This window comes from Cupriavidus sp. SK-4 (assembly GCF_000611125.1).
Lineage (GTDB): Bacteria > Pseudomonadota > Gammaproteobacteria > Burkholderiales > Burkholderiaceae > Cupriavidus > Cupriavidus necator.
The window spans coordinates 27,450-44,292 of record NZ_JFJW01000121.1 but is presented as its reverse complement, the minus strand read 5'-3'; the positions used below and the strand labels follow the sequence as shown (position 1 = coordinate 44,292).

Here is a 16,843-nt window from a genome sequence, read left to right as displayed (position 1 = left end):
CACTCATGACTTCTGTATAAGGAAATGGGCACACCCCACTTGAAATTCAAAAGAGGCCCAAACAGATCAGCCAACTCGCCGCGAGCCAGCGTGGGCATTTGCGCGCCGGCAGCGAGTGCGAAGCCCGTATTGCAGAGGCCAGCCACCAGGCCTTTGAGGCAGGCTGGAGAAGCCGTGCGGAGGGACATGGGGCAGCGAAGACGGGAAACCGATCCGATATTGTCACCGCAATCCCATGCCACCGCCGACCCTGGTAATTCCAGCGAGGCGATTGGGGCGGGATTCGTGGACGATCTGGGGTTCGCTCTCATGTAGAATTGCCGACTATGTCGCGCGTCGTTGCCATTCTCCTGATGCTTATGTTGCCGCTGCAGGCCTTTGCCGCGGTGGAGCGACAACTCGCGCATGCTTCCGGGACCCTGCTGGAACATATGGTCGTCCACGCCGAGCACGTTCCCCATCATCATGACGACGATGGGGACATGCAGGCAGATGACTCAGCCTCTTCAGCCTTGCACCAACTGGACTTCGACTATGGCTCGAATTTCCAGGCGATCGTACTGATGCCGCTGCTGGCCCCTATGCTGCCGCCTGCCTACCCCGCACCCGGCTTCCACAGCAGTACCCTGCCGAACCCCACCGGCAGTCCTCCCTTACGGCCACCTCACGCGCCCGCCTGACGGCGGGGCTTTGTCCTTTTGATTTCTTGCCGCTGCGCGCCTGATCGTGCAGCGACCCCGCCGCATTGCTTGTTCGAGCCTATTGCGCTGGGGATTCCATGCAGAAGTCAGTCATATTCATTGTTGCATCCATCGTGCTGTCGTCGGGGGCCTATGGCCAGGCGCCGGCGCCGGACATCCACGCTTTATTCAATGCCGCGTGGGAGCGTTCGGTTGCGCTCCAGACCGCCGAAGGGCGGCGGCAGGAAGCTGCCGCCAGCCGGGTCCAGGCCGACTCACTCATTGCCGGGCCGCCATCCCTGGGCCTGCTCCATCGCGATGATCGCTGGACCGACCGGCGCGGTATGCGCGAGAGCGAAGTTACCATCGGCGTGCCGATCTGGATGCCGGGCCAGCGCTCGGCCCGGGGTGATCTCGCCGACGCCCAGGCGGCCGAAGCGGAAGCCAGTGCCGGGCTGGCACGGCTCTATGTTGCCGCCGAAGTGCGCGAACGCGTCTGGCAGCTCGCCGCTGCAGAAGGGGAACGCGACGTCCTGCGCCGGCGCGTGGACGTCTCCGTTTCGCTCCGCGACGACGTACAGCGGCGTGTCAAGGCGGGCGACCTCGCCCGGACCGACCTGCTGCTGGCACAGCAAGACCACCTGGCGACGCAGACCCTGCTCGCGGAGGGCGAGGCGCGTCTGGTTGACGCCCGGGCCCGGCTCCTGCAATCGACAGGGTTATCCGCGCTGCCCCTGCGATACGACGAACCGGTAGCGCAGGCGGGTGCTCCTTCCACACATCCAAGGCTGGAGGCCGCACAGCGCATCGTGATGCGCAATGAGCGTCAGCTTGGCTATCTGCAGAAGTCCCGCCGCGACCCGCCTGAAGTCGGCTTGTCATACCGGGCCGACCGCGCCGGCGGAGGCCTGCCGAATGACCAGACCATCGGTGTCTTCGTCAGGATTCCGTTTGCCACCGACGCCCGCAATCTGCCGCGCGAAGCCGCGGCCCAGACCGAGCTGATGACTGCGCGCGCTGAGTTCGATCGCGCCGAACGCGTGATCCGGTCGGACGTCGACGCAGCCACGACGGCGCTATCCCTCGCCGAACAGCAGCTCGCGCTGACAGAACAGCGCAGCGCCACGCTGTCTGAACGCGCGGCATTGCTGCGCAGAACGTTCAATCTCGGCGAAATCGGCCTGCCCGAAGTGCTGCGGGCACGGAACCAGGCACTCGAAGCCGAAGCCGACCTGGTCCGCCAGCGCACCAGGCGCGGCCTTGCAGTTGCCACCCTTAACCAGGCTCTCGGAGTCCTGCCATGATGCGCCAGCTACTTGCTACCGTCCTGCTCTTCCTTGCCTGTGTGGCACATGCCGCGCCCGGGGCCCATGGACCCAACGGCGAGCACCTGGATGCTCCGTCATCCGCCGTCGGCACGAGCAGTTCGCAACCCACCATCGAGGCACACACCGAGGCATTCGAACTGGTGGGCACGCTTGCCGCGGAGGAGCTTTCGGTCCTCGTGGACCGCTACGAAACCAACGAGCCGGTTCTGAACGGCACGCTTGAAGTGGAACTCAGTGGCATCAAGGCACAGGGCAAGCTGCATGCCGATTTCGGCGACTACTCATTCACCGACGAGAAGCTGCTCAAGGCACTGCAGCAGCCTGGCGCTCACCCATTGGTCTTTACCTTGATTGCCGGCAACGACACCGACCTGATCGAAGGCACCCTTAACGTCGCTGCGAACCAGCACGCACACGGGCAATGGGAGTTTTTCCGTTCACCATGGCTGTGGGCTGGCTTGCTTGTCGCAGCCGCGCTCGCCGCGGCATTCTGGCGCCTGCGTCGCCGCAACGCACTGCAAAGGGCTAGGGGGTGATCATGAGGAAGATGACAAAGATTGTGATGATCGCCGCAGCCCTGGCGATGGCTGCAGTAACTGCAGCCATGGCGGCGCCCGGCGCCCATGGCCCGAACGGGGAACATCTGGACGGCCCGGCCGCTGCCCCCGGTGGGGGCCTGGCGCGCCTGCCCGACGGGAGTGTGCAGATCCCCAAGTTGGCACAGCGCAGGATGGGCCTACGTACGATCATGCCCCAGTTGGCCGAGCACCCGGTCACGGTGGAACTCAACGCCGTGGTTACCATCGATCCGAATGCAGGCGGGCGCCTGCAGGCCGGGCATCCTGGCTGGATCGAACCGCCGCCTGGTGGATTCCCCGCGCTTGGCCAAAGCGTCAGCAAGGGGCAGGTACTCGCCATGCTCCGGCACAAGAATGAGCCGTTCGATATCGGCAACCAGCAGGCACAGCTTTCGAGCCTGAGTGCCAATCTGAAACTGGCGCAGCAACGGCTCCAGCGCCTGGAGTCGTTGCAGGACAGCATTCCGCGCAAGGAGATCGAGGCTGCGCGCGCGGAGGTGCAAAGCCTGTCCGGCCAACGCCAGGCGGTCGGCAACAGCCTGCATCAGACCGTGCCGCTGCGCGCGCCGGCTACCGGGGTCATTGCGACCGCGAACGTGCTGGCGGGTCAGGTCGTGGCAGCGACGGATGTGTTGTACGAAGTCGTGGACCCCACCCGTATGCTGATCGAGGCGAACACCGCCGACGCCACGCTGGCCACGCGCATCCAGGACGGTACGCTCGGGCGGACGGACGGTGGCAAGCTGGGTTTTGTGGGCGCTGGCCGGAGCTTGAAGAACGGTGCCGTGCCATTGGTGTTCCGGCTCACGGGCAATGCTTCGCCGCTGGCCGTCGGCCAGCCGGTGACGGTCGTGGCCCGGCTGTCGGATACCGTCAAAGGTATCGCGCTGCCGAGCGAGGCGCTGGTGCGTAACGCAAACAATGAACCTGTGGTGTGGATCAAATCCGGCACGCAGCGCTTCATTGCCCAGCCGGTCGAGGCACGTGTGTTGGACGCGCGCACCGTGGTCGTGGTCAAAGGGCTATCGCCCGAGAACCGCGTGGTGGTGTCCGGCGCGGCACTTGTGAACCAGATCCGCTAGGGGCACGGGCATGTTTAACTGGATCGTTCGCGCCAGCCTGGGCAATCGCCTGCTGGTGCTCGCCGTCGCCGCCATCCTGATGGCCTACGGCGCGATGACCGCGTGGCGCACGCCTGTGGATGTCTTCCCGGACCTCAACAAGCCGCTTGTTACGGTCATCACTGAGGCTGGTGGCATGGCGCCGCAGGAGGTCGAGTTGCTGGTCTCGTTTCCCATTGAGACCGCCCTCAACGGCATGCCCGGCGTTACCCGTGTCAGGTCTGTCTCGGGCGTAGGCTTGTCTATCGTCTATGCCGAATTCGACTGGGGCAGCGACGTCTACCGCAACCGGCAACTGGTGTCGGAGCGGCTGGCCCTGGTCAGGGAGCAGTTGCCGGGGGGGCTGACGCCGATCATGGGCCCGGTCTCTTCGATCATGGGCGAGATCATGCTGATCGCCTTGCCGATCGACCCCGCCAGGGCCAGCCCGATGCAGGCTCGCGAGTACGCGGACTTCGTCCTGCGCCCGCGCCTGCTCTCCGTTCCCGGCGTGTCGCAGGTGATCCCGATCGGCGGCGAAGTGCGCCAGCTGCGGGTGGAGCCCGATACGGCGAAGATGGCGCAGTTCGGCGTGACGCTCGCCCAGGTCGAGCGTGCCCTGCGTGAATTCGCCGCCAACACCAGCGGCGGCTTTATCGACCTGAACGGCCGCGAGTACCTGATCCGCAATCTTGGCCGCACCCATCGGCTGGAAGACTTGCAGGGCCTGGCCGTCGCATACAAGGACGGCACACCGGTGCTGCTGGAACAGGTCGCCAGGGTGCGCTACGCTGCTGCGTTCAAGCGCGGCGATGCCGGGTTCAACGGCAAGCCGGCGGTGATCGTCAGTGTCCAGAAGCAGCCTGCCGCGGATACGGTTCGCCTGACGAAGGACCTGGAGAGCGCCCTGGCCGGCCTGAAGCAAGGCTTGCCGCAAGGGATCGCGGCCCCCGAGGTGCTGTTCCGCCAGGCGGACTTCATCGAGGCTTCGATCAGTAACGTGGTCGAAGCCTTGCGGGACGGTGCCATCATGGTGACCGTGATCCTGTTCATCTTCCTGCTGAGCGCACGCACGACGGCGATCTCGCTTGTCGCCATTCCGTTGTCATTGGCGGTGACGGCGCTGGCGTTCCGCCTGCTCGGCCAGTCCATCAATGTCATGACGCTGGGCGGCCTCGCCATCGCGATTGGTGAGCTGGTCGACGATGCGGTGGTCGATGTCGAGAATATCCTGCGCAGGCTCAGGCAGCGCAAGTCGATGGAGGACCCGCCGTCCGTGCTGGAAGTGATCTGGCGGGCTTCGGTCGAGGTGCGCTCGGGCATCGTCTATGCCACGTTGATCGTAGTGCTGGTGTTCGTGCCGCTGTTCGCGCTGCCGGGTATCGAGGGGCGGCTGTTCACACCGCTGGGCATTGCCTATATCGTGTCGATCCTGGCCTCAATGCTGGTGTCAATGACGGTAACACCAGTGCTGTCGTATTACCTGCTCCCGCATATGAAGCGGCTGGACCATCCGGACAGCCCCCTGGTGGCGTGGCTCAAACGGGCCGATACACAGATCCTGCACTGGTCGTTTCCCCGCGCAAAGCCCATCCTGGGAACCGCCGCCGTCGTTGTGGCACTGGCCGCGGCGACCGTGCCGTTTTTTTCGCGCGCTTTCCTGCCGGCGTTCAACGAGGGATCGCTGGTGATGTCGCTGATGTTCAATCCCGGCACGTCGCTGGCAGAAGCCAATCGCATGGGAGCCCTGGCCGAGACGTTGATCCGCCAGGTGCCCGAGGTGACGCAGGTCGGGCGTCGCACGGGCCGGGCCGAGCTCGACGAGCATGCCGAGGGCGTCCACTCATCCGAGATCGACGTGGACCTCAAGCGCTCGGACCGCAGCCGGGAAGAAGTGATGGCGGCGATTCGCGCGCAACTGGCGGTGCTGCCGGCATCCGTGGCGATCGGCCAGCCGATCTCGCACCGGCTGGACCACCTGCTTTCCGGCGTACGCGCGCAGATCGCGCTGAAGATATACGGCGACGACCTCGATACCCTGCGCGGCCTGGCAGAGAACGTACGCGGCAGGCTGGCGAGCGTGCCTGGGCTGGTGGATATCACGGTCGAGCGCCAGGTGCTGATTCCGCAGGTCAACGTGCGTCTCGACTACCGCAAGACGGCGCAGCACGGCATCCCTGCCGGGGAAGCGCTGAAGGCGTTGCAGACGCTGACGGACGGCACCCGGATCACGCAGGTCATAGAGGGCGTGCGCCGCTACGATCTTGTCGTGCGACTCCCAGACGCGGGCCGCACGCCGCAGGACCTGGCCAGGGTCATGCTCGATTCGCCGCGCGGTCCGGTACCGCTGTCGGCAATTGCCAGCGTGGAGGATGGCGATGGGCCGAACCAGATCGGGCGTGAGAACTGCCGCCGTCGCATCGTCGTCTACGCGAACACGGATGGTGCCGACATGGCACGGGTTATTGGCGACGTTCGGGCGGCGGTCGCGCAAGCCGGATTGCCAGGCGGATATTTCGTGAATATTGAGGGGCAATTCCAGGCCCAGGAACAGGCCACACAACTTATCGTGCTGCTGTCGATGGTGTCGCTCGCCCTGATCTACCTGGTGCTCTATTCGCGCTACCGGTCCGCCACGCTGACGCTGATCATCATGGCGAATATCCCGTTTGCGTTGATCGGCAGCGTGATCGCGATGTGGCTGGGCGGGCTCACGCTTTCCGTCGCATCGATGGTCGGCTTCATCACGCTGACGGGTATCGCGACGCGCAACGGGATCCTGAAGGTGAGCCACTACATCAATCTGTGCCGGTTCGAGGGCGAGTCCTTTGGCGTGCCGATGATCGTGCGTGGTTCGCTGGAGCGCCTGACGCCGGTGTTGATGACGGCGCTGGTTGCCGCGTTCGCGCTGACGCCGCTGCTGGTCTCGGCAGACGCTCCAGGCAAGGAAATCCTGCATCCGGTGGCGGTCGTCATCTTTGGGGGGCTGGTTAGCTCGACCCTCCTCGATTCGCTGCTCACACCATTGGCGTTCTGGCTGTTCGGCCGCAAGCCGCTGGAGAACATCCTGGCACAGGAGAGTCGCGAAGCCTATTGATCAAGGGCTACTGCAGCGACGCCCGCAAGTCGCCGCATCTTTGGAGTACATGATGAAGAAGCAGATCGCAACGATGTTGATGGCAGCCAGCCTCGGGTTCTCCGGCCTGGCGATGGCGCACGGCGCTAAGCCGGCCCAGTATGGCGGCGTGGTCCAGACCGCCGGCGACCTTCAGTTCGAGCTGGTCAACAAGGATGGGACCATCACCATCTACGTGGACGACCACGATGCGAAGAAGCCGGTGGCCGGCGCCAGCGGCAAGCTGACGGTGCTGACCGGCGTACAGAAAACTGAGACGACCCTCGCCGCAGGTACGGGCAATGCGCTGGTCGCGGCCGACAAGGTTCAGGTCGCGCGGGGGTCGAAGGCCGTGGCGGTGATCAAGTTTGCCGACGGCAAATCGGTGACGGCTCGCTTTTCGGTCAAGTGAGTCACGTGAAAGGCCGACCTGCATCTCGGCGATGTGGGTCAGGTATCGCTCGCCGGGCCAGCTATCCAAACGGGCCTGTCTGACCGCACATCAAGCGCGAGCGCCTGCAATCGCGCCACCTCAGGGCAATAGGACGGCAATGGGCAAGACTGTGGCTATCGGGCCGCTCTTTGCGCTCGTGCTTTACTTGGTGCATGGGTTTCGCTCATCCGCACCGCTGCGACCACACCCGACAGCAAGGTCAGCGCCGCGACCAGCCAGATCGCCGTCGGCACGCCGAACATATCCGCAGTGATACCGGCCAAGAGGGCTCCCACCGCGTAGCCAAGGTCACGCCAGAGCCGGTAGACGCCCACTGCGGAAGCGCGCCAGGAGGGGTGGGCCACGTCGCCGATCGTGGCGAGCAAGGTTGGATAGACCATCGCCGTGCCGATTCCAAGCAAGGCGGCACCCAGACCAAACACGCGGAAGTCTGCTGCTACTGCGGTGACGGCAATCCCCCCTGCCTGTAACCACATCCCCCACACGATCAGCCATTTGCGGCCAATCTTGTCCGAAAGAGCGCCGGTGAGAATCTGCGAAGCGCCCCAGATTGCTGGATAGATTGCAGCTAGCACGCCGATTTGGGCCAGTGTCATCCCTGCTGCGGCAAAGACCAGCGGGAACAGGCCCCAGGCCATGCCGTCGTTCAGGTTGTTGACTAGCCCGGCCTGGCTGACGCTGGAGAGATTGCGATCGGTCAGCGATGTGCGGCGGAAAATCTCGGCTTGGCTGAGTTTGTCCGCAACTGCTGGAGGATGGTGCTCACGCAACTCGTGCACGACGTGATCCCGGGTTTCGCGAACCGCTAGCGCGGAAAGCAGCAGCCCGGCAGCAACGTAGATGACGCCCAGGTAGAAGGGCTCGGGCCTGAGACCGAAGTGGGCGGCGGTCCAACCAGTGGCCAGTGCGCTGGCCGCCACCGCGAAGTATCCGGCAAATTCGTTGAGTCCCATGGCCAGGCCGCGCTGCTTCGGGCCGACCAGGTCGATCTTCATGATGACTGTAGTGGACCACGTCAGCCCCTGGCTCATGCCCAACAGGACATTGGCTCCGACCACCCAATTCCAGTTGGGTGCCCACATCAGAATGAATGGGACCGGTATGGCGACCAGCCATCCGGCCACCAAGACTCGCTTCCGGCCGAAGCGGTCGGAAAAACGTCCGGCAAAGTAGTTTGTCAGTGCCTTGGTGATGCCAAACACAACGATGAAGGAAAGAATCGACGTGCGCGCCGCGATGTGGAATTCCTGCTCGGCAATGGCCGGCAGGATACTGCGCTCCAGGCCCACCATCGCACCAACAAATGCATTGACGAGGACCAGCAGCGAAAACTGGCCGAGGTTCTCACGCAGCCCGAGGCGGATCTGCGCCGTGTTCATGCCTTAGCGCCCCCAACCCAGATTTTCCCGCACCATCGCTTCCATGTTGGCGGGTTGAGGGGGGATCTCCTTGCTCAGGTATTCGACGAAAGCGGATTTCTCCAAGGTGAGCGCTGCGTTCCAGCGCTTCTCGAAACCAATGGTCGACGCAGGCTTGCCAGACAAGCCGACGCCGCACGCGCTGCCAGCCTGGTGCCCGGGGTAAATCTCGAGATCTGCGGGCAGCGTCAGCAACTTCTGATGCAGGCTGTCATAAAGCTGGGCGGCCATCTCGCGTTCCATGCCAGCGAGGTCGGGGCGTCCGACGGCCCCCACAAGCAGCGTGTCTCCAGTCATCACAAACCATGGCTCGTCGCCTCGGCGCAGGTCGCGCACCAGCAGACAGACGCTGTCGGGTGTGTGCCCGGGAGTGTGCAGGACGTCGACCAGCACATTGCCGGCCTCCAGTCGCTGGCCATCGACCAGCGGCGCGAAGTCGAATGCGACCCGTCCCTTGTTGCTTTCGTGCAGGTAGTAGGGCGCATCGACCTGACGCGCCAGTGCGGGCCCCCCGGAGTAGTGATCGGCGTGTACATGGGTGTCGATCACATGCGCAATCACCACGCCCCCCTTCTTGGCCTCGGCAATGAACCAGGCTTCGTCGCCGGCGACGACGTCGACGGCAACTGCCTTGCCGACACCGGCGCATCCGAAGAAGTAGGAAAGCGTGGCGTTTTCTGCGGGGCGTTGCCGGAAGAACATAACTGTCTCCTATGGTTGCCCTAAACCTCGATGGGCAACCCGTGGGCCCGCCACTCGGCCACGCCATCGGTCAGATGGAAGGCGTAGTAGCCGTTGCTGCGCAGGAGCTCGACGGCGTCTTTGGCCATCAGGCAGAAGGGTCCCCGGCAGTAGGCAACCACAGGCATGTCCTTGGGGATCTCGGCAAGCCGCTTCTTAAGCTCGCCCAGCGGTAAGGAGCGAGCATGCGGTAGGTGGGCCGCGGTGAACTCATCGGCAGGGCGTACATCGAGCACCAGCACCTCCCCTGCCCTGGCCTTCCTCAGGATGGCGCTCCGGTCAAATCCTTTGAGGTCATCGCCATGCTCGACGATGGTCGCCAGTGCCACCTGCAATTCGACCAGCCGCTCTTCGGCTGCGGAACGCAAGGTCACCCAGAGGTCGGCCACACCGGTGCTGGCCAACCGGTACACGACATACTTTCCATCCTTGCGAGTCTCGGCGAGGCGGGCCTCGCGGAGTTCCTTGAGATGGGCGCTAGCCAGCTTCACGCTGATTGCCGCTTGGTCAGCCAGTACCTCGACCGTCTTCTCGCCCTGGCACAGGAGCTCGATGAGCTCCAGCCGCTTCGGGCTGGCTACAGCTTTTCCGATCCGGGCGACCTGCTCGTAAAGGTGATTCTTCAACTCTCTCATGCTATCATTCTAGTAAATATTAGAATGATGGTCAATTTTTCAGATTGCCACGATCAGTTTCCGGTCGGAACCGACCAGTCCTCCACCACCAGGCCAGGGACGCGCCGGAACGCCTGGTCATTGGTCACCAGCACCGCGCCAGTCTCCAGCGCGTGCGCGGCAATCAGTAAGTCCAGTGCCCCCATTGGCTGTCCTCGGGATTCCGCGCAGCGCGGGTCTCACCATAGCCGGCCATCACTATCTACCGCTACCTGCATCTGTGGGTGCCTACGAGATGCAATAAAAGTGCCTCAAGCAGCACCTGTGTCTCACCATATGTTTCTTCCCTTGTTTTGCTCTGCGGCGCACCGCAACCGTGCGCCCATGCGCCCAGATTGAGCATGGACCCACGGGTATGCCCCCTCATTTCCCCAGACTCTCATTCAAGCTACGGGTTTTCGCTCGTTGAAGGGTGGCATGCCTGTTGCATAGTATTCAAGTAACTTGAATGTGGTGCAGGCAGCTTTCCTGGGCGTCCGCAGGCGCCCTGCATCGGTTCGGGTCCGTGACGCCGCGCAGCGGTCCGTCCAATTTGTCCATGCAACCCAGGGGGAAAGAGAGTGCGCAAGAAACACACTGCAGTAGCCGCCGCCATGGCAGCCGCAGCGACCGCAATGGTCCTGACGGCAGCACCGGCGCAGGCCAAGGATGTCGTCAAGATTGCCTTTGTCGGTCCGCTCACCGGTGGCGTGTCGTCGATCGGCCTGGGCGGACGCAATTCCGCGGACCTGGCCGTGCGCTTGCGCAATGCGGACCCGAAGGCCAGGTACACCTATGAACTGGTGGTGCAGGACGACGAATGCCGGCCGAACGTCGGCGTGCAGGTGGCGACCAAGATCGCGGCGGACAAGTTCATTGTTGCCGGCGTGACGCACTTCTGCTCTGCCGTGGCCATGGGCACAGTGGGCGTCTACAACCGCTTCGGCATGCCCGCCGTGGTGTGGGGCGCCGTGCTGCCCGAGGTCACCTACGGCAACAAGTTCAAGGAGATCCATCGCGTCAACGGCACGATGATCAACCAGAGCGAAGTGGCAGCCAAATTCATGACCGGGCTGGGCTACAAGAAGTGGGCGATCATCCATGACACCACCGACTACGGCAAGGGCCACAACAAGTATTTCAGCGAATTCCTGAAGAAGGATGGCGGCACCATCGTCGGCACGTTCGGCGTGACGGCCGATCAGCAGGACTTCACCACGGAGCTGACCAAGATCCGCGAACTGAAGCCCGACGTGGTGTATTTCGGCGGCCTCACGCCGCTGGGCGTGCGCATCCGCACGCAGATGGACAAGCTCGGCATCAAGGCCCAGTTCGAAGGCACGTCGGGCATCAAGTCCGATGCCTATATCGAAGGCGTGGGCAAATCGCTGTCGGAGGGTTCGCTGGCGTTCATCGAAGGCGCGCCGGTAGAGAAGCTGGCTGGCGGCCAGTTCTTCATGGAACGCTACACGCAGCAGAAGTACGGTGAACCGCCCGAAGCGTACGGCCCGTTTGCGTTTGCCGCGGCCAACCTGATCATGGACGCCGTGGAAAAGGTGGGCCCGGACCGCAAGAAGGTGCGTGATGTGCTGAACGGCACCAGGGACGTGAACACCATCATCGGCAAGGTCACCTTCGACGACCACGGCCAGAACGTGGTGCCGCTGATCACCAAGTATGTGGTGGAAGACGGCAAGTGGGTGATCTGGGAAGACAGCACCTACGGCAAGGGCAAGAAGAAGCTGACCGGCCTGTAAGCATGGCGGCCGGGTTCGGGGCGCTCCTGCCCCCGCCCGGCCCCGCGCCCGCCTGGGCATCCGGAATTCGGGGGATACCGATGAGTGTATTAGGGCAGTACATCTTTAACGGGCTGATGCTCGGGATGATCTACGCCATGGTGGCGGTAGGGTTCACGCTGTTCTTCGGCGTGCTCGACGTGATCAAGTTTTCTCATGGCGATGTGCTGATGGTGGGCGCATTTGCCGGGCTGGCGGCATCAGCCGGCGTGGTGGCGATGCACGTGGATTCCCCGTGGCTGCAGCTGCTGGCCATCGTGGTGTGCGCGGTGACGGTGACCGGCCTGCTGGGCGCCGGCATCGCCCGCGTCCTGATCCTGCCGCTGCGCCGGGCGCCACCGCTGAACACGCTGCTGGCCACGCTGATGCTGGGCACGGTGCTGCGGGAGGCGGTCCGGCTGTTCTACCCGGACGGCTCGAATCCGAAGCCGTTTCCCGCGCTGCTGCCCGCTGGCGAGTTCACCATCGGCGCGCTCTCCATCCGCGCGGACAACCTGATCCTGCTGGCCGCCGGCGTAGCCATCATCCTCGGCGTGCATCTGCTGATCACCCGCACGCGCTTTGGCATGGCCATTCGTGCCGTGGCCCAGGATGGCGAGACGGCCCGGCTGATGGGCATCAACTTCGAGGTGGTGGTACTGGTCACGTTTGCACTGGGATCCGCCATGGCGGCACTGGCGGGCGTGATGAACGGCCTCTACTACAACGAGATCAACTTCAACGTCGGGCTGCTGCTGGGAGTGATCGGCTTTGCCGCTGCCATCCTGGGCGGGCTCGGCAATATCTACGGCGCCATCCTCGGCGGGTTCCTGTTTGCGGCGCTGCAAGTGCTGGGCAGTGCCATGCTGCCGGCCCTGGTGCCCGACATCCCGAGCGCCTACAAGGACGTATTCGCCTTTGCCGTGGTCATCGTGCTGATGGCCTGGAAGCCGACCGGACTCATCGCGGAGAAAGCCAGTGAACGTGTCTGACAACGTCTCGAAGCCGCTGCCGGTGGCCCCCGCCGCCACGGCCGATGGCCCGCAGCGGCGCCCGGCCATGGTGCTGGCCATCTCGGCCATCGCCCTGGTGGCCTATCTCTACTTCTTCCTGCATGCGGAATCGCAACTGGCGGTGGCCGTGCTGCTGGCGCTGGCCGGGGCCGCGGTGTTTGCGGCGGGCCGGCTGGGCCTGACGCAGGCCCTGGAGCAGGCGGCAGTGCGGCGACCGGGCCAGTCCAGGCTATGGGCGCTGGCCGGCACGCTGGCGCTGATCGCGCTGTTCCACGAGAGCCATTTCGTCCTGCTGATGCTGTGTGCCGTGCTGCTTTACACCACCGCCTGCCTGGGGCTGACAGTCCAGTTCGGGTTTTCCGGCGTGTCCAACTTCGCGGGGGCGGCGTTCTTTGGCATCGGCGCCTACACCACGGCCGTGCTGGGCGCGCACACGGGCATTCCTCACGTGCTGGTGATCGTGCTGTCCGGCGTGGCAGCGGCCGTGATCGGCTCGGTGCTGGTTGCGCCCGTGCTGCGCACGCGCGGCCACTATGCGGCGCTGGTGACCATCGCGTTCGGCATCCTGTTCAAGACCTTCCTTGAGGTCAACGACGTGCTGGGCGGGCCGCAGGGCCTGCAGGTGCCCGGGATGACGCTGTTCGGCTTCCAGTTCAATGAGAGCCTGACACTGTTCGGCGTGGACGTGTCGTTCTACGCCAGCTATGCGCTGCTGAGCCTGCTGATCTGCGCTGGCACGTTTGCCGTGGTCAAGGCGCTGGAGCGCTCGTGGGTAGGCCTGGCGATGGACGTGGTGCGCACCGACGAGACCGCCGCCGCCGCGTTCGGCCTGCACATCGCCCGGTGGAAGGTGATTGCATTCATGCTCGGCAACTTCTTTGCCGGCATCGCCGGCAGTGTCTACGGCATGGTCACTGCGTTCGTGGCGCCCAACAACTTCACCTTCGCCGACTCGCTGCTGATGCTGTCGATCGTGATCCTGGGCGGCCTCGGCAACGTGGTGGGCCTGGTGCCGGCGGCCATTATCGTGCTGGTGCTGCCCGAAAAGCTGCAGTTCATCCAGGAATACCGCTTCCTGTTCTACGCGGCGCTGGTGATCGCCATCCTGCTGTTCCGCCCGGACGGCCTGATGCCGCGCAAGACCCGTCTGTTCTTTCCCCGGGAGGATGCGCAATGAGCGACGCGATGATCCAGGTGCGCGACCTGACCATGCGCTTTGGCGGCCTGACCGCGCTGGACAACCTCCAGCTCGATATCCGCCGTGGCGAGATCCTGGGCCTGCTGGGCCCCAACGGCTCCGGCAAGACCACGTTCTTCAACGTGCTGACGGGGCTGTACAAGGCCAGCGCCGGAACCATTACCTATGACAGCAACAACGTCATCGGCAAGACGCCACAGCAGATCTACCGCAGCGGCGTGGCGCGGACGTTCCAGCGTTCGCGCTTGTCGCTGCCGCTGACGGTGTTCGACAACATCGTGATCGGCGATTACCAGAACATGCGGCACGGACTGGTCTTCAACCTGTTCCGGCGCAAGGCGTTCCGCGCCGAGTACGAGCGCTACGTGGAGTCGGTGCGCGAGCTGCTGGGCATCTTCAGCCCGCCGCTGGTGGGGCGGCTGTTCGAACCGGTGGAAACGTTCACGATGATCGACCGCCGCCGCATCGAGGTGTGCCGGGCCCTGATGAGCCGCCCTCGCCTGCTGCTGCTCGACGAGCCTTCGGCGGGCATGACGCATGACGAGACCCATGAACTGATGGACGACATCCTGCAGGTGCGCGGCAAGCTGCAGGACCTGTCGGTGGTGCTGATCGAGCACGAGATGAACGTGATCGAGCGCATCACCGACCGCTGCATCGTGCTGAACTACGGCAAGAAGATTGCCGAGGGAACCTACGCCGAGATTACCGCCGATCCCGACGTGCAGACTGCCTATCTGGGGGAGGAAGCCGCATGAGCGACAGCACACTGCGCGTGGAAGGGCTGACCACGGGCTATGACAAGGTCAACGTCCTGCACGATGTCTCGATCGAGGTGCCGCCGGGCAAGATCACATGCATCCTTGGCGCCAACGGCGCCGGCAAGAGCACGCTGATCCGCTCGATCCTGGGCCTGACGCCGCCGCGCCAGGGACGCATCCTGTGGGACGGCACGGACATCGCGGGCGAGAAGACCCACAACATCATCGCACGCGGTATCTCCTGCATTCCCGAAGGCCGCAAGGTGTTCCCGCGCATGACGGTGGCTGAGAACCTTGCGCTGGGCGCCTTCCTTGAGGCGGACCCGGCCAGGGTGCGCGAGCGCATCGAGCGCGTGTACACGATCTTCCCCCGGCTGCGCGAGCGCGCGGGCCAGCTCGCCGGCACCATGTCCGGCGGCGAACAGGCGATGGTGTCGATCGGGCGCGGACTGATGGCGCAGCCGCGGCTGCTGGTCATCGACGAGCCATCGCTGGGCCTGTCGCCGCTCTACGTGAAGGAAAACTTCAAGGTCATCCAGCAGATCAACGAACTGGGCATGACGGTGCTGCTGGTGGAGCAGAACGCGCGCCAGACGCTGGCCATCTCACACCACGGCTATGTGCTGACCCAGGGCCGTGTCGTGGCCCAGGGCACCGCGCAGGCGCTGCGCGAGAACGATGAGGTTCGCGCAGCCTATTTCGGCTGATCCGGAGAACATGCGATGGACGATTTCCTCGATCTTCCGGTCCGCACCCTGGCGGCGCTGGTCTCCCGGCGCGAACTGAGCGCCGAAGCGGTGGTCCGTGCGGCGCTGGCCCGCATTGCGGCGCAAGACGCAGGCATTCTTGCCTGGCAGCACGTGGGTAGCGACACCGCGGTGGCGCAGGCGCGGCGGCTGGATGCCGGCGGCGCGTCAGGCGCGTTGCCGGGCGTCCCGCTTGGCGTCAAGGACCTGATGGATACTGCCGACATGCCGACCACGTATGGTTCGCCGATATACGCCGGACATCGGCCGGGCGTGGATGCGGCGGCGGTGGCACTGGCCCGGTCGGCGGGCGCGGTCGTGCTCGGCAAGACCGTCACCACCGAATTCGCCACGTTTCAGCCGGGGCCGACCCGCAACCCGCGCGCGCCGGCGGACAGGCCCCGCACCCCCGGCGGCTCGTCGAGCGGATCGGCCGCCGCCGTCGCCGCAGGCATGGTGCCGCTGGCCTTCGGCACACAGACCGCGGGATCGATCATCCGGCCGGCCGCCTATTGCGGCGTGGTGGGCTACAAGCCCACGCATGGCACGCTGCCGTTGGCCGGCATCAAGCCACTGGCACCGAGCCTGGATACGGTGGGCGTGCTGGCCCGCCGCGTGGACGACGCGGCCCTCTTCATCGGCACCCTGGCGCGCGATGCCGCGGTAGCGGACGCGTCCACGCTACACCACGCGCCGCTGCGCATCGGCATTTGCCGCACGCCGCATTGGGAGCGCGCCAGTGCCGATACCCAAGCCGCGCTGGACACCGCGATCCGCGCGCTCGAACGCATCGGTGGCACGGTGCGCGACTTCAACCTGCCGCACGCTTGCCACGGGCTGACTGAAGCCCAACTGGACATCATGGCATTCGAGGCACTCGCCGCATTCGCGCCGGAAGCACGCGAGCACGCAGAAGGCTTTAGCGCGGCTTTCGCGCGCCAGCTCGAAGCGGGCCGTGCCGTCACCGGCCAGCGCTTCCATGTCGCACTGGCCCACGCGGAGGCGGCCCGCACGGCGTTCAACATGGCGATGGCCGAATTCGACGTCGTACTGGCCCCGAGCGCCGAAGGCGAAGCGCCTGCTGGCCTTGGCGCCACCGGCGATCCGATTTTCTGCCGCATGTGGACGCTGCTGGGCACCCCGTGCGTCCATGTGCCGACGGGTACCGGCGCCACCGGCATGCCGGTTGGCGTGACCGTGACGGGGCCGCGCCATGCCGATGCCCGCGTGCTTGGCATGGCTCATCGCCTTGAGCAGGCGCTCGGCGCCAGCCTTGCCTGATA

General features: G+C 64.8%; 16 protein-coding genes. 12 read left to right on the top strand and 4 right to left on the bottom strand.

The features are described 5' to 3' along the window. Nucleotides 1-326 precede the first annotated feature (326 nt). The 6 genes from CF68_RS25740 to CF68_RS25715 all read left to right on the top strand — a co-directional run bounded on the left by CF68_RS25740 (nucleotide 327) and on the right by CF68_RS25715 (nucleotide 7,213). Nucleotides 327-680 carry a hypothetical protein gene (locus CF68_RS25740; RefSeq protein WP_035824364.1) on the top strand — a complete coding sequence of 118 codons (354 nt, stop codon included), beginning with the start codon at nucleotides 327-329 and terminating at the stop codon, nucleotides 678-680. 98 nt (nucleotides 681-778) lie between these two features. Then, nucleotides 779-1,984 carry a TolC family protein gene (locus CF68_RS25735; protein ID WP_035824363.1) on the top strand — a complete coding sequence of 402 codons (1,206 nt, stop codon included), beginning with the start codon at nucleotides 779-781 and terminating at the stop codon, nucleotides 1,982-1,984. Next, nucleotides 1,981-2,544 (top strand): hypothetical protein, encoded by a 564-nt coding sequence (locus CF68_RS25730; protein ID WP_035824362.1) that lies wholly within the window; start codon nucleotides 1,981-1,983, stop codon nucleotides 2,542-2,544. Before CF68_RS25735 ends, CF68_RS25730 begins: the two co-directional genes overlap by 4 nt. 11 nt (nucleotides 2,545-2,555) lie before the next feature. Continuing rightward, a complete protein-coding gene (locus CF68_RS25725; protein WP_152548549.1) occupies nucleotides 2,556-3,668 on the top strand; it encodes an efflux RND transporter periplasmic adaptor subunit in 1,113 nt (370 codons plus the stop codon). Between the two features lie 10 nt (nucleotides 3,669-3,678). After that, nucleotides 3,679-6,783 carry an efflux RND transporter permease subunit gene (locus CF68_RS25720; protein ID WP_035824358.1) on the top strand — a complete coding sequence of 1,035 codons (3,105 nt, stop codon included), beginning with the start codon at nucleotides 3,679-3,681 and terminating at the stop codon, nucleotides 6,781-6,783. A 49-nt stretch (nucleotides 6,784-6,832) separates the two neighbouring features. Next, a complete protein-coding gene (locus tag CF68_RS25715; protein ID WP_369798908.1) occupies nucleotides 6,833-7,213 on the top strand; it encodes a hypothetical protein in 381 nt (126 codons plus the stop codon). Between the two features lie 155 nt (nucleotides 7,214-7,368). Here the strand turns inward: CF68_RS25715 and CF68_RS25710 are convergent, their stop codons facing one another. From CF68_RS25710 to CF68_RS25695, 4 genes are read right to left on the bottom strand one after another with little or no spacing between them, the layout of a single operon-like run. Then, entirely contained in the window at nucleotides 7,369-8,634 is a 1,266-nt protein-coding gene (locus CF68_RS25710; protein WP_035824356.1) for an MFS transporter, read from the bottom strand. A 3-nt stretch (nucleotides 8,635-8,637) separates the two neighbouring features. Further along, a complete protein-coding gene (locus CF68_RS25705; protein ID WP_035824354.1) occupies nucleotides 8,638-9,375 on the bottom strand; it encodes an MBL fold metallo-hydrolase in 738 nt (245 codons plus the stop codon). A gap of 20 nt (nucleotides 9,376-9,395) precedes the next feature. Then, nucleotides 9,396-10,049 (bottom strand): metalloregulator ArsR/SmtB family transcription factor, encoded by a 654-nt coding sequence (locus CF68_RS25700; RefSeq protein WP_035824349.1) that lies wholly within the window; start codon nucleotides 10,047-10,049, stop codon nucleotides 9,396-9,398. A gap of 53 nt (nucleotides 10,050-10,102) precedes the next feature. Continuing rightward, entirely contained in the window at nucleotides 10,103-10,234 is a 132-nt protein-coding gene (locus CF68_RS25695; RefSeq protein WP_235205886.1) for a PIN domain-containing protein, read from the bottom strand. 414 nt (nucleotides 10,235-10,648) lie between these two features. On the opposite strand from CF68_RS25695, the gene CF68_RS25690 reads away from it, so the two are divergent. The 6 genes from CF68_RS25690 to CF68_RS25665 all read left to right on the top strand — a co-directional run bounded on the left by CF68_RS25690 (nucleotide 10,649) and on the right by CF68_RS25665 (nucleotide 16,841). Continuing rightward, nucleotides 10,649-11,824 (top strand): branched-chain amino acid ABC transporter substrate-binding protein, encoded by a 1,176-nt coding sequence (locus CF68_RS25690; protein WP_035824346.1) that lies wholly within the window; start codon nucleotides 10,649-10,651, stop codon nucleotides 11,822-11,824. An 80-nt stretch (nucleotides 11,825-11,904) separates the two neighbouring features. Next, a complete protein-coding gene (locus tag CF68_RS25685; protein WP_035824343.1) occupies nucleotides 11,905-12,834 on the top strand; it encodes a branched-chain amino acid ABC transporter permease in 930 nt (309 codons plus the stop codon). Beyond that, complete coding sequence (locus CF68_RS25680; protein WP_235205885.1) at nucleotides 12,821-14,032, top strand: branched-chain amino acid ABC transporter permease; 1,212 nt, start codon at nucleotides 12,821-12,823, stop codon at nucleotides 14,030-14,032. Before CF68_RS25685 ends, CF68_RS25680 begins: the two co-directional genes overlap by 14 nt. Continuing rightward, entirely contained in the window at nucleotides 14,029-14,811 is a 783-nt protein-coding gene (locus tag CF68_RS25675; protein ID WP_035824340.1) for an ABC transporter ATP-binding protein, read from the top strand. Before CF68_RS25680 ends, CF68_RS25675 begins: the two co-directional genes overlap by 4 nt. Then, the gene (locus CF68_RS25670; RefSeq protein WP_035824337.1) at nucleotides 14,808-15,521 is read left to right on the top strand and encodes an ABC transporter ATP-binding protein; all 714 of its coding nucleotides are present in this window, start codon (nucleotides 14,808-14,810) and stop codon (nucleotides 15,519-15,521) included. Before CF68_RS25675 ends, CF68_RS25670 begins: the two co-directional genes overlap by 4 nt. Nucleotides 15,522-15,536: 15 nt before the next feature. Next, on the top strand, nucleotides 15,537-16,841 hold the full coding sequence (locus tag CF68_RS25665) for an amidase (protein ID WP_035824335.1): 1,305 nt from the start codon (nucleotides 15,537-15,539) through the stop codon (nucleotides 16,839-16,841). The last annotated feature ends 2 nt before the right edge of the window (nucleotides 16,842-16,843 follow it).

What these genes read in the sequence shown, in the direction of transcription:
- CF68_RS25740 (WP_035824364.1), top strand. Translation starts at nt 327, where the DNA reads ATGTCGCGCGTCGTTGCCATTCTCCTGATGCTTATGTTGCCGCTGCAG.
- CF68_RS25735 (WP_035824363.1), top strand. Translation starts at nt 779, where the DNA reads ATGCAGAAGTCAGTCATATTCATTGTTGCATCCATCGTGCTGTCGTCG.
- CF68_RS25730 (WP_035824362.1), top strand. Translation starts at nt 1,981, where the DNA reads ATGATGCGCCAGCTACTTGCTACCGTCCTGCTCTTCCTTGCCTGTGTG.
- CF68_RS25725 (WP_152548549.1), top strand. Translation starts at nt 2,556, where the DNA reads ATGACAAAGATTGTGATGATCGCCGCAGCCCTGGCGATGGCTGCAGTA.
- CF68_RS25720 (WP_035824358.1), top strand. Translation starts at nt 3,679, where the DNA reads ATGTTTAACTGGATCGTTCGCGCCAGCCTGGGCAATCGCCTGCTGGTG.
- CF68_RS25715 (WP_369798908.1), top strand. Translation starts at nt 6,833, where the DNA reads ATGATGAAGAAGCAGATCGCAACGATGTTGATGGCAGCCAGCCTCGGG.
- CF68_RS25710 (WP_035824356.1), bottom strand. Translation starts at nt 8,634, where the DNA reads ATGAACACGGCGCAGATCCGCCTCGGGCTGCGTGAGAACCTCGGCCAG.
- CF68_RS25705 (WP_035824354.1), bottom strand. Translation starts at nt 9,375, where the DNA reads ATGTTCTTCCGGCAACGCCCCGCAGAAAACGCCACGCTTTCCTACTTC.
- CF68_RS25700 (WP_035824349.1), bottom strand. Translation starts at nt 10,049, where the DNA reads ATGAGAGAGTTGAAGAATCACCTTTACGAGCAGGTCGCCCGGATCGGA.
- CF68_RS25695 (WP_235205886.1), bottom strand. Translation starts at nt 10,234, where the DNA reads ATGGGGGCACTGGACTTACTGATTGCCGCGCACGCGCTGGAGACTGGC.
- CF68_RS25685 (WP_035824343.1), top strand. Translation starts at nt 11,905, where the DNA reads ATGAGTGTATTAGGGCAGTACATCTTTAACGGGCTGATGCTCGGGATG.
- CF68_RS25675 (WP_035824340.1), top strand. Translation starts at nt 14,029, where the DNA reads ATGAGCGACGCGATGATCCAGGTGCGCGACCTGACCATGCGCTTTGGC.
- CF68_RS25670 (WP_035824337.1), top strand. Translation starts at nt 14,808, where the DNA reads ATGAGCGACAGCACACTGCGCGTGGAAGGGCTGACCACGGGCTATGAC.
- CF68_RS25665 (WP_035824335.1), top strand. Translation starts at nt 15,537, where the DNA reads ATGGACGATTTCCTCGATCTTCCGGTCCGCACCCTGGCGGCGCTGGTC.